An 11,954-nucleotide genomic window follows, 5' to 3' on the forward strand; every position below is an offset into this window, starting at 1 on the left:
TTCTGCGACACACCCGCCCGCCCACTGTCCCCGGCGCATTGGCAATAGCGGTGGGAGATCGCAAGTGTCTTCCCGAAGCGTCGCATTCCGCGGCGCCAGCTTTGCGGAGGAAGACACATGAACAAGGTAGAATTCTCACGCCCGGTCAAGGCGCCCTTCGACAAGCGCTACGGCAATTTCATCGGTGGCAAATGGGCCGAGCCGCGTTCGGGCCGTTATTTCGAAAACTTCTCGCCGGTGAATGGTCAGTTGCTCTGCGAGGTGGGTCGCTCGGATGCCCAGGACATCGAGGCGGCTTTAGACGCTGCCCATGCCGCCAAGGACGCCTGGGGGCGCAGGAGCGTGGCCGAGCGCTCACTCATCCTCAATCGCATCGCCGATCGCATGGAGGAAAACCTCGATCTCCTCGCATCTGCCGAAACCTGGGACAACGGCAAGCCGATCCGCGAAACGACCGCCGCCGACCTGCCTCTAGCCATCGACCATTTCCGCTATTTCGCCGGTGCCTTGCGTGGCCAGGAAGGCAGCCTTTCGCAGATCGACGACGATACCGTTGCCTATCATTTCCATGAGCCGCTCGGGGTGGTTGGCCAGATCATCCCGTGGAACTTCCCGCTGCTGATGGCCTGCTGGAAGCTTGCTCCCGCGCTTGCCGCCGGAAACTGCGTCGTGCTGAAGCCTGCCGAGCAGACGCCGGCTGCCATCTTGCTGTGGGCCGATCTTATCGGCGATCTGCTGCCGCCGGGTGTGCTCAACATTGTCAACGGCTTCGGCCTCGAAGCCGGTAAGCCGCTCGCGTCGTCGCCGCGCATTGCCAAAATCGCCTTCACCGGAGAAACCACGACCGGCCGGCTGATCATGCAGTATGCCAGCCAGAACCTGATCCCCGTCACCCTGGAACTGGGCGGCAAGTCGCCCAACATCTTCTTCAAGGACGTTGTCGCCGAAGACGACGATTTCTTCGACAAGGCGATCGAAGGCTTCGTCATGTTCGCGCTGAATCAGGGCGAAGTCTGCACCTGCCCGAGCCGCGCGCTCATTCATGAATCGATCTACGACAGGTTCATGGAACGTGCGCTGAAGCGTGTCGAGGCGATCGTGCAGGGCGATCCGCTCGACCCGGCAACGATGATCGGTGCCCAGGCATCATCCGAGCAGTTGGAAAAGATCCTGGCCTACATCGACATCGGCCGCCAGGAAGGCGCCGAGTTGCTGACCGGTGGCGAGCGCAACGTCCTGCCCGGCGATCTCGCCGGCGGCTACTACGTGAAGCCGACGGTGTTCAAGGGCCACAACAAGATGCGCATCTTCCAGGAAGAGATCTTCGGACCGGTGGTCTCGGTCACGACCTTCAAGGACGACGACGAAGCGCTCAGCATAGCCAACGATACGCTCTACGGCCTCGGCGCCGGTATCTGGACACGCGACAGCAACCGCGCCTACCGGTTCGGCCGCGCGATCCAGGCGGGCCGCGTCTGGACCAACTGCTACCACGCCTATCCCGCGCATGCGGCCTTCGGCGGCTACAAGCAGTCCGGCATCGGCCGCGAGACGCACAAGATGATGCTCGACCACTACCAGCAGACCAAAAACATGCTGGTCAGCTACAGCCCGAAGAAGCTCGGCTTCTTCTGATCGCCGCTTTGACCCACAGGCGCGGCTCCGCGAGGGGGCCGCGCCAAAGGCTGGAAATCGGAAAACATGATGCGAGCGAAGGTCACAGCGACACCGGCAGCCCTTGAACTGATCGCCGAGATTGTCGCCGAGCACGGTCCGGTGCTGTTTCATCAATCCGGCGGCTGCTGCGACGGCTCTTCGCCGATGTGCTATCCGCGTATCGGCTTCATCGTGGGCGACCAGGACGTGCTGCTCGGCCACATCGGCGACGCGCCGTTCTACATCGGTGCGTCGCAATTCGAGGCTTGGAAACATACCGATCTCATCATCGACGTGGTGCCGGGTCGCGGTGGCATGTTCTCGCTGGATAACGGGCGGGAGAAGCGGTTCCTGACCCGGTCGACAATCTGCACCGCATAGGCGAAACCTGCCGGTTTGATTTCGAGCAAGGAAGGCACCGCAGCAATCTCTACCTTCCGAAGATGATCCTCAATCTGCTCATCGGCACCGTCGTCATTAGCCTTACGGTCCTGGTTCACACCTTTGGTCTGATCGTGGTCACACATGTGATGGGTCACCTGGTCGCCCGGTTTCGCATGCACGGGCGCCGCAGCCGCATCGTTGCGATGATCAGCGTGGTGATGGGGCTCTTTGCCATCATGACCGCAGAGGTGTGGCTCTGGGCAGGACTATACCGGCTGCTCGATATCTTTCCTGACTTCGAAACCGCGCTGTACTTTTCCACCATCACCTTCTCGACCGTCGGCTACGGCGACATTGTGCCCGCTCACGCATGGCGCGTCCTCGCGGCTCTAGAGGGCGTGAACGGATTTCTTCTGATTGGCTGGTCGACCGCCTATCTGATCGCGGCCGGCACCCGCATTGGCCCATTCAAGGCCGGCGAGCATTTCTGAACGGGCGATCGTTCAGACCGCTACGGAATGCCTGGCTGTACCGGTTTCGAAATATTTGTCGAACTTCGCCGCGATGCTTCTGACAAAGGGCCGGCTTTCCGCCGGCACGACGAAGCGGTCACCATCAAGTTCAAGCAGCCGCGCAGGACCATGAAGAGCCGTGGAACTCGCCTTGAGGAGAAGTCTTTGGCCGGCTTCGCCAAAGCGCTCCACCAGCTCAATCGCCGAGAAGGCGAAGTCACACATCAATCGCTCGATGATCCAGCCGCGAACACGGTCGTCGTCGGAAAGCGCGATACCCCGAACAGCGGCCAGCCCGCCATCAGCAACCATGCGTCCATACTCGGCGGTCGAAGGCATGTTCTGTGCATAGCCCTGGCGAAACTGGCTGATGGATGACGGGCCAAGGCCAATCAAGGTCTCGCAGCGATCCTCGGTATAGCCCTGGAAGTTCCGGTGCAGTGTTCCGGCGCGGGCGGCAAGCGCGAGGGCATCGCCCGGTTTGGCGAAATGGTCGAGCCCGATTGCTTCGTATCCCTGGTCCACGATCGCCCGCGCCGCAAGTTGCGATTGAGCAAACCGCTCTGCCGGACCCGGCAGCCATGCCTCGTCGATCATCGTCTGATGTTTCTTGAACCACGGCACATGGGCGTAGCCAAAAAGCGCTATCCGGTCCGGTTCCAGGGTCAGTGCCTGCGCGACGGTGGAGGAGACACTCTCCCTGGTCTGGTGTGGCAAGCCGTAGAGCAGGTCCAGATTGACCGATTCGACGCCGCGCGAACGAACGCCGTCGACTACCGCTTTGGTCTGAAAAAAGCTCTGCTCGCGGTTAATTGCCTTTTGCACCTTCGGGTCAAAATCCTGGACGCCGAGGCTCGCACGGGTCATGCCGATTTCGGCGAGTGCGTCGAGGCGGGCATCGTCCATATCATTGGGTTCGATTTCGACGCTGATCTTGGCGCCGGGAAGAAAGGTGAAGCTGTTGCGCAGGGCGGTTCCCAGCGCCACCAGATCCTCCGGTTTGAGCATCGTTGGCGAACCGCCGCCGAAATGGACGGCACGCACGCGGCCCTTGCCTGCGACAAGACCGGCGACGGTGGCGATCTCGGCATGCAGTGAGCGAAGATATGTGGTCACCGGTTCGTAGTGGCGTGTCTGCTTGGTATGGCAGGCACAGAACCAGCAAAGCTTGTCGCAGTACGGGATGTGCAGATAGAGCGATATCTCGTGGCCCTCGTCGAGCGCCTGCAGCCAGCCCCGACAAACGGCAGCATCGACGCTTGCATTGAAATGCGGCGCTGTCGGGTAGCTCGTATAGCGCGGCACGTTCTCACCAAGTCTGGCAACTAATTCTGGCCGCACGTCTCTATCCGCTCCACTTTGCATGGCCCGACGTTGCCCACATTACTGGCCGGTAGCCTTGATTTCGGTCAAAGTCCGCGGTGGACAAACTGCCGCAAGGATTTTCCTGCCGCCGATGCTATCTTGCCGGCACTTTGGGTCCTCGGACGACCATGATGACAGTGCGTCAGGATATTCACAGCACCGGCATTCCAGTGCTTTGCCGATCATGCGAAGCGCGCCACCATGGCGTCTGCGGCGCGCTCGATCCCGATCAACTGGTGGGCCTCGCCAAGACCTCATCGAAGCACACCGTTGAACCGGGCGCAGAACTGATTGGTGACACCCAGACCGTCGACCGTTATTCGAACGTACTTTCCGGCGTGGTGAAGCTCACAAAGAGCCTGTCGGACGGACGCCAGCAGATTGTCGGCCTCCAGTTTGCCCCCGATTTCCTGGGCAGGCCCTTCAAGGTGGAGAGCGCGATCAACGCCGAAGCCGCAACGACCGTTTCCCTGTGTTCCTTTCCAAAAGCCGCCATCGAACGCATGATGAAGGAATCGCCACAGCTCGAGCACCGTCTCTTCAAGCAGACGCTCAATGAACTAGACGAAGCACGAGACTGGATGGTGACGCTGGGGCGCAAGAGTGCTGCGGAAAAGGTGGCGAGCTTTCTCCTGATGATCGCCAGGAATATCGATCCCACGCTTGACCCGGCGGCCCAGTCGACAAGCTTTGACCTGCCGCTGACGCGCGCCGACATCGCCGATTTTCTCGGCTTGACGATCGAGACGGTCAGCCGCCAACTGACCAGGCTGAGAACAGACAGCGTAATCCGGATCGACAACAACCGGCACATGACTGTGGAGAACATGAGCCGGCTGCAGCGACGCTCCGGCGCCTAACCGGCATCGACGACCCCGATCATCGGCAAGACGTGCTCGCGTTCGAAGGCGATATGCCGGCGCAAGCTTTCGAATAAGCCGCGCAGCATGAAGCCGACAGCCTCGGCATTCTCGACTGTCTCGCCATGGCCGATCGCCAGCAGGATTTCAGTCACCTCGCCGGCGAAGCATTCGTCCTCGACGTGTTCTGCGCGCAATCGACGAGTTGAAGCAAGGTTGGAATCGCTGCCAGTCAAAGCAGCCTCGTAGGCCGGAAAGATAACCGTCTCCTCGTATTGGTGAATGTTGCGCAACAGCGGAACGATCGCGTTGGCCACGCCAATACACTTCAGGCGATCTGCGGCCGGCAACGTATCGGCGATCTTTTCCAAGGCGTCACAAAGCCGCAGCTTTTCCCCATGGGCACGTTTCATCACAGCGCCAGGGAGGAACTCTCGATCGAACCGTGCGACCGGCATGGAAATCTCGCGGCGGGCTTCAAACAGCGACGATTTCCGCTCGTTCTCCCCGTCCAATGAAAGCCTCCTGATCGTTTGCGAGTTCGAAGCTGCCCAATCCAAAAGCAAATGGCTTTGACATGGATCAAGGCAGCGACGACGCGACTGCTGAATTGGTGTCAAGCGGATTGGTATCCGCGCATCCCAATCCGAGGTCGGGGACAGGTCATGAAGTTCGGCACGCAAATCTTCGCCTTGGGCCTGTTCACATTTGCGGCCCTTGTGGCAGCCGGGTTCGGTGTGGACGAGCCATTCCGGCAGCATATGTGGGTACTGTTTTTTGTGCTGCTCGGCTTTGTCGCCATCCTCATCCGCAACACGAATTTCGAAGTGGCTGCTCCGATCGACCCGTCCGCCTACATGGATGGGCCAGTCCGCTATGGCGCCATCGCCACCATGTTCTGGGGTGTCGTCGGCATGCTGGTCGGCGTCGTCATTGCGCTGCAACTTGCCTACCCCGATCTCAACATTCAGCCCTGGTTTAACTTCGGCCGTTTACGGCCATTGCATACGTCGGGCGTCGTCTTCGCCTTTGGCGGCAATGCGCTGCTCTGCACGTCCCTGTATGTCGTCCAGCGCACCTGCCGCGCGCGGCTGTTCGGCGGCGATCTCGGTTGGTTCGTGTTTTGGGGCTACCAGCTCTTCATCGTCATGGCCGCGACCGGCTACCTGCTCGGCATCACCGAGAGCCGCGAATACGCCGAACCCGAATGGTATGTGGATATCTGGCTGACCATCGTCTGGGTCGCCTATCTCATCCTGTTCCTCGGCACGATCCTGAAGCGCAAGGAGCCGCACATCTACGTCGCCAACTGGTTTTACCTGTCCTTCATCGTCACCATCGCGATGCTGCATGTGGTCAACAACCTGTCGATGCCGGCCTCATTCCTGGGTTCCAAGAGCTACTCCGCCTTTTCCGGCGTCCAAGACGCCCTGACGCAATGGTGGTACGGCCACAACGCCGTCGGCTTTTTCCTCACCGCCGGCTTCCTCGGCATGATGTATTACTTCGTGCCCAAGCAGGCGAACCGGCCGGTCTATTCCTACCGGCTGTCGATCGTCCATTTTTGGGCGATCATCTTTCTATACATCTGGGCCGGCCCCCATCACCTGCACTACACCGCCCTGCCCGACTGGGCGCAGACACTCGGCATGGTGTTCTCGATCATGCTGTGGATGCCGTCATGGGGCGGCATGATCAACGGCCTGATGACGCTGTCGGGCGCCTGGGACAAGCTGCGCACCGATCCGATTATCCGCATGATGGTGATGGCCATCGCCTTCTACGGCATGTCGACCTTCGAAGGTCCCATGATGTCGATCAAGACGGTCAATTCGCTGTCGCACTATACCGACTGGACCATAGGTCACGTGCACTCCGGTGCGCTCGGCTGGGTTGGGATGATCTCGTTCGGCGCGATCTATTACATGGTGCCGAAGCTTTGGAACCGCCAACGTCTCTATTCGCTGCGGCTCGTCACCTGGCACTTCTGGCTGGCGACGCTCGGCATCGTCGTCTACGCGGCCGTCATGTGGGTGTCCGGCATCATGCAGGGCCTGATGTGGCGCGAATACGACGAGCAGGGCTTCCTGGTCTACTCCTTTGCCGAAACCGTGGCCGCCATGCACCCCTACTATGTCATGCGCGCCATCGGCGGGGCCATGTACCTCTCCGGCGCCCTGATCATGGCCTGGAACATCGCCATGACCATCCTCGGCTACCAGCGCGAGGAAGAGCCGATGCCGGGCTCCCTGCCCGTCCTGCAGCCTGCCGAATAAGGAGCCAGACAATGGGCTTGATGGACAAACACGCGCTGATCGAGAAGAACGCCACGCTTCTGCTCATCGGCTCTCTTCTTGTGGTGACTGTCGGCGGCATCGTCGAGATCGCACCGCTCTTCTATCTCGACAACACGATCGAGAAGGTCGAGGGCATGCGCCCTTACTCGCCGCTCGAACTTGTCGGGCGCAACATCTATGTGCGCGAGGGTTGCTACCTCTGCCATAGCCAGATGATCAGACCGTTCCGCGACGAGGTCGAGCGCTATGGTCACTACAGTCTGGCGGCCGAGTCGATGTACGATCATCCTTTCCAATGGGGATCGAAGCGCACCGGACCGGACCTCGCCAGGGTTGGCGACCGCTATTCCAATCAATGGCATGTCGAGCACCTTACGGATCCTCGTTCGGTGGTGCCTGAATCAATCATGCCGAGCTATGCGTTCCTGAAAGACACGCCGATCGAGGTGAAGGATTTCTCGACGCATCTGGTCGCCAACAGCCGTGTCGGTGTCCCCTACGGCGACGACATGATCGCACACGCCAGCGCCGACTTGATGGCGCAGGCTGATCCCAACGCCGACACATCCGGCCTCGAAGCCCGCTACCCCAAAGCCAAGATCGGCGACTTCGACGGCAACCCGCAACAGGTCACCGAAATGGACGCCCTCGTCGCCTATTTGCAGATGCTCGGCACGCTGGTCGATTTCAAGAACTACGACGAAGCCGCCGGCTACCGCTGAGGAGTTTTATCCATGGATTACAATTTGATGCGGGAGTTTGCCGACAGCTGGGGTCTGGTCGCCATGGCGCTTTTCTTTGTCGGCGCAATTGCCTTCGCCCTGCGCCCCGGCAGCCGCAAGTTGGCCGACGAAGCTGCCCGGATTCCCCTTGAGGACGAGTGATCATGAGCGACGAGCACATCGATGAAATCTCTGGCGTTTCGACCACCGGCCACGAATGGGATGGCATTCGGGAGCTGAACAACCCGCTTCCGCGCTGGTGGGTCGTAACCTTCTACGCCACCATTGTCTGGGCAATCGGATACACCATCGCCTATCCGGCATGGCCTTTGCTGCATTCGGCAACAACGGGCGTGCTCGGCTATTCGAGCCGCAACGAAGTCAAGAACGAGCTATCGGCGGCTGAAGCGGCGAAGGGCAAATATGTCGCGGCGATAGAATCGAAGAGTGTTTCGGAGATCGCGGCGGACGATGGTTTGCGCGAATTCGCGATCGCCGCTGGTGGCGCCGCGTTCAAGGTCAATTGCGTGCAATGTCATGGCTCCGGGGCCCAGGGCTCCAAGGGCTTCCCCAACCTCAATGACGATGACTGGCTGTGGGGCGGCAAGGCGGATCAGATCCAGCAGACGGTCACGCATGGTATCCGCTTCGCATCGGATCCGGATACGCGGCTTTCGGAAATGCCAGCCTTTGGCGACATTATCACTGCCGACCAGATTAAACAGGTCAGCGCCTATATTGCCGGCCTGTCCCAAGCCGTCAGCGACGAATCTTTGGTGGCGCCCGGTGCCAAGGTTTTTGCGGAAAACTGCGTTGCTTGTCACGGCGACAACGCAAAGGGCAACAAGGAGCTCGGCGCTCCTGATCTGACCGATGCCATCTGGCTCTACGGATCGGGCGAAACGGCCATTGCCGCCCAGGTCACAGCGCCGAAACAAGGCGTGATGCCGGCCTGGGGGGCGCGCCTGGGCGAAACCAGGATCAAGGAGCTGGCGGTCTACGTGCATTCGCTAGGCGGTGGAGAATAGGAACGGAGGCCTATTCTCCGGCCCTCACCGCCGAAGCGACGAGGCCCGGCTCTGCCGGGGCTCGATTTGTTTTCCGTGGGCCAGGCGATTGACCTGCATCAACGCGGCGCAATCCAGTCGGCAGCAAAATCCGCTCGACGCTGTATTTCGCTGACCTGCCTGTGCCCAGTCAGAACATTTGCCCGGCGAAATCAAAGCTGCGCGACGGGAGAAACCAGTGCTGGACAATACGCAGGTAGAACGGCTCGAAGCCGAGGCGGTCAACTCCGCCAAAGTGCGACAGCCGATGTATGCCGCGCGCAAGAAGATCTTCCCGAAGCGGGCCTCGGGCAGCTTTCGCCGATTCAAATGGCTGGCAATGGCGGTCACGCTTGGTATCTACTATCTGACACCTTGGCTGCGGTGGGACCGCGGCCCGTTTGCCCCTGACCAGGCCGTGCTGCTCGATGTCGCCAACCGGCGTTTCTACTTCTTCTTCATCGAGATATGGCCGCAGGAATTCTACTATGTGGCCGGCCTTCTGGTCATGGCCGGCGTCGGTCTTTTCCTGGTTACGTCGACTGTCGGTCGTGCCTGGTGCGGCTATACGTGTCCGCAGACCGTGTGGGTCGATCTGTTCCTGGTCGTCGAGCGAGCTATCGAGGGCGACCGCAACGCGCGCATGAAGCTCGATGCCGGGCCTTGGACCGCCCGCAAGCTCGCGCTGAGAATGTCGAAACACGCCATCTGGCTGATCATAGGTGCAGCGACCGGCGGCGCCTGGATCTTCTATTTCGCCGATGCGCCGACCTTGCTCGTCGAACTCTTCACCGGCACGGCAGCGCCTATCGCCTACATCACCGTCGCTGTGCTCACAGCGACGACCTATACGTTCGGCGGGCTGATGCGCGAGCAGGTCTGCACCTATATGTGCCCGTGGCCGCGCATCCAGGCGGCCATGCTCGACGAAAGTTCGCTCACCGTCACGTACAATGACTGGCGCGGCGAACCGCGCACGCGCCACACCAAGAAGGTCCAGGCCGCCGGACAGTCAGTCGGCGATTGCGTCGACTGTAACGCCTGCGTGGCTGTCTGCCCGATGGGGATCGACATTCGCGATGGCCAGCAGCTCGAATGCATCACCTGCGCGCTCTGCATCGACGCCTGCGACGGCGTCATGGACAAGCTCGGCAAGGAGCGCGGCTTGATCTCCTACGCGACACTCTCCGACCACAATGCCAACATGATGCTGGCGACCGCGGGCGGCGCCTGTTCGGTCAATCCGTCATTGGTCAGGACCGCTGACGGCCTGTTTTCGGACAGGGTGGCGCATTTCCATGTCCGCAAGATCTTTCGGCCACGCACCTATGTCTACATGGCCATGTGGTCGCTGATCGGCCTGGGTCTGCTCTTTTCGCTGCTGACGCGCGACCGGCTCGAGATCAATGTTTTGCACGACCGCAATCCACAATTCGTGACGCTGTCCGACGGCTCGATCCGCAATGGCTATACCGTCAAGCTGCTGAACATGATCCCCGAACCAAGAACGATCGTCGTCAGCATTGGGGGTTTGCCAGGCGCAGAGATGAGCATCGTTGGTGTCGACCTCCCTGCCGATCGCTCTTTTGCGATCCAGGTCGAACCCGACCGGCTGAAGATGTTGAAGGTTTTCGTGCGCCTGCCTGCTGATCAGATCCATGGCGCAGCGCAGACCTTCACACTCCGGGTCGAGGACAAAGCGAGTTTCGAGTCCAACGAATACACCGCCACCTTCAACGCGCCGGAGATCGCCAGATGAACGCCACCACGCGAAAATCCCGGGAATTCACCGGCAGGCACATGTTGGCCATCATCCTTGCTTTTTTCGGCGTGGTCATCGCGGTCAATCTGACCATGGCGACGCTTGCCAATACAAGCTGGACCGGGCTTGTCGTCGAAAACACCTATGTGGCGAGCCAGCAATTCAACAGGAAGGCCGAGGAAGGGCGCGCGCAGGCAGCCCTCGGCTGGACCGGCAAGTTGACCATTGCATGGGGCGAAGTCCGCTATGGCGTCACCGACGCCGCCGGCAAGGCGGTTCCCTTGCATGGCGTCAAAGTGCTGTTTCGCCATCCCGCTTACGAGAAAGAAGATGAGTCCATCACGCTCGCCGCCGCCTCGGGCCAGGAGTTTGCCGTGCAGCACATGCCAAGGGACGGTGTGTGGATCGTCGAAATCGACGCCGATGCCGGTCTGGCAAGGCCTTTCCGCGACGTGCGCAGGATCATGATCTCCGATGGAGCGCTGAAATGAGCTGCTGTGCACCGGGCGCGGAAATGGCGCTGGATCTGGGAAACGCTACATCCGTCCTGCCGTCCAGCGAAGAGATCAAGCTGGCGAGCCGGTCGCTTGGCGATGGCCTTAGCCAGACCGATCTTTCAGTTCCGACGGTTCATTGCGCAGCCTGCATCCAGACAATCGAGACGGCGTTGGCAAAACTCGATCACGTCGAGGCCGCTCGCGTCAACCTGTCAACGAAGCGGGTCTCGGTCCGGTGGCGCGGGGACGAGGCCCCACCATTCGTCGCCATGCTGGGGCGGCTGGGTTACCAGGCGCATTTGTTCGAACCCGAGATTGGTGAAAAGGACAAAACGCTCTCGGAGCTTATCCGCGCCGTCGCTGTTGCCGGATTTGCGGCGGGCAACATCATGCTGCTGTCGGTTTCGGTCTGGTCCGGTGCCGAGGGCGCGACCCGCGACCTGTTCCACTGGGTCTCGGCACTGATCGCCATCCCCGCACTCGCCTTCGCCGGCGGCATCTTCTTCAAGTCGGCCTGGAATGCCTTGCGTCACGGCCGCATGAACATGGACGTGCCGATCGCGGTCGGCGTGTCGCTGGCCTATGCGATGAGCCTCCATGAGACGATCACCCATGGCGACCACGCCTATTTCGACGCGTCGGTGTCTCTGCTGTTCTTCCTGTTGATCGGCCGCACGCTGGATCACGTGATGCGCGCACGCGCCCGCACCGCCGTGAAAGGCCTGTCACAACTGGCCGCGCGTGGCGCCTTGGTGCTGCGCGACGGTGGCGCACGCGACTATCTGCCGGTTGGCGAGATCGAACCGGGCATGCTGTTGCTGATAGCGGCCGGCGAAAGGATCCCCGTCGACGG

13 protein-coding genes are annotated in these 11,954 nt (G+C 60.8%); 11 read left to right on the forward strand and 2 right to left on the reverse strand.

What is annotated here, in order from left to right:
• Positions 1-117 precede the first annotated feature (117 nt).
• From adh to NKI25_RS27275, 3 genes are all read left to right on the forward strand, one after another.
• On the forward strand, positions 118-1,635 hold the full coding sequence (gene adh / locus NKI25_RS27265; RefSeq protein ID WP_352593971.1) for an aldehyde dehydrogenase: 1,518 nt from the start codon (positions 118-120) through the stop codon (positions 1,633-1,635).
• 69 nt (positions 1,636-1,704) lie between these two features.
• Positions 1,705-2,037 (forward strand): DUF779 domain-containing protein, encoded by a 333-nt coding sequence (locus NKI25_RS27270; RefSeq protein WP_352455633.1) that lies wholly within the window; start codon positions 1,705-1,707, stop codon positions 2,035-2,037.
• Between the two features lie 62 nt (positions 2,038-2,099).
• Complete coding sequence (locus tag NKI25_RS27275; protein ID WP_352593970.1) at positions 2,100-2,531, forward strand: potassium channel family protein; 432 nt, start codon at positions 2,100-2,102, stop codon at positions 2,529-2,531.
• 12 nt (positions 2,532-2,543) lie between these two features.
• On the opposite strand, the gene hemN is transcribed toward NKI25_RS27275, so the two are convergent.
• Positions 2,544-3,893 carry an oxygen-independent coproporphyrinogen III oxidase gene (hemN, locus tag NKI25_RS27280; RefSeq protein WP_352999904.1) on the reverse strand — a complete coding sequence of 450 codons (1,350 nt, stop codon included), beginning with the start codon at positions 3,891-3,893 and terminating at the stop codon, positions 2,544-2,546.
• A gap of 155 nt (positions 3,894-4,048) precedes the next feature.
• On the opposite strand from hemN, the gene NKI25_RS27285 reads away from it, so the two are divergent.
• Positions 4,049-4,777, forward strand: a complete 729-nt coding sequence (locus tag NKI25_RS27285) for a Crp/Fnr family transcriptional regulator (RefSeq protein WP_352593968.1) — start codon at positions 4,049-4,051, stop codon at positions 4,775-4,777.
• Here NKI25_RS27285 and NKI25_RS27290 read toward each other — a convergent pair.
• Positions 4,774-5,190: a hemerythrin domain-containing protein gene (locus tag NKI25_RS27290; protein WP_352706550.1), complete on the reverse strand. Its 417-nt coding sequence runs from the start codon at positions 5,188-5,190 to the stop codon at positions 4,774-4,776. The two genes, NKI25_RS27285 and NKI25_RS27290, sit on opposite strands and share 4 nt — an antisense overlap.
• A gap of 252 nt (positions 5,191-5,442) precedes the next feature.
• Here NKI25_RS27290 and ccoN point away from each other — a divergent pair, with 252 nt between their 5' ends.
• From ccoN to NKI25_RS27325, 7 genes are all read left to right on the forward strand, one after another.
• Positions 5,443-7,053: a cytochrome-c oxidase, cbb3-type subunit I gene (gene ccoN, locus NKI25_RS27295; protein ID WP_352593967.1), complete on the forward strand. Its 1,611-nt coding sequence runs from the start codon at positions 5,443-5,445 to the stop codon at positions 7,051-7,053.
• Positions 7,054-7,064: 11 nt separating this feature from the next.
• A complete protein-coding gene (gene ccoO / locus NKI25_RS27300; protein ID WP_352578058.1) occupies positions 7,065-7,796 on the forward strand; it encodes a cytochrome-c oxidase, cbb3-type subunit II in 732 nt (243 codons plus the stop codon).
• A 12-nt stretch (positions 7,797-7,808) separates the two neighbouring features.
• Positions 7,809-7,958 (forward strand): CcoQ/FixQ family Cbb3-type cytochrome c oxidase assembly chaperone, encoded by a 150-nt coding sequence (locus NKI25_RS27305; protein ID WP_023759205.1) that lies wholly within the window; start codon positions 7,809-7,811, stop codon positions 7,956-7,958.
• A 2-nt stretch (positions 7,959-7,960) separates the two neighbouring features.
• Positions 7,961-8,824: a cytochrome-c oxidase, cbb3-type subunit III gene (gene ccoP, locus NKI25_RS27310; protein ID WP_352622943.1), complete on the forward strand. Its 864-nt coding sequence runs from the start codon at positions 7,961-7,963 to the stop codon at positions 8,822-8,824.
• A gap of 217 nt (positions 8,825-9,041) precedes the next feature.
• A complete protein-coding gene (gene ccoG / locus NKI25_RS27315; protein WP_352829003.1) occupies positions 9,042-10,601 on the forward strand; it encodes a cytochrome c oxidase accessory protein CcoG in 1,560 nt (519 codons plus the stop codon).
• The gene (locus NKI25_RS27320; RefSeq protein WP_352622930.1) at positions 10,598-11,095 is read left to right on the forward strand and encodes a FixH family protein; all 498 of its coding nucleotides are present in this window, start codon (positions 10,598-10,600) and stop codon (positions 11,093-11,095) included. Before ccoG ends, NKI25_RS27320 begins: the two co-directional genes overlap by 4 nt.
• The coding region (locus NKI25_RS27325) for a heavy metal translocating P-type ATPase (protein WP_352999906.1) at positions 11,092-11,954 on the forward strand (863 nt) is incomplete at its 3' end. The genes NKI25_RS27320 and NKI25_RS27325, both read left to right, overlap by 4 nt.

It is taken from the genome of Mesorhizobium sp. M0808, from assembly GCF_040320025.1.
Taxonomy (GTDB): Bacteria; Pseudomonadota; Alphaproteobacteria; order Rhizobiales; family Rhizobiaceae; genus Mesorhizobium.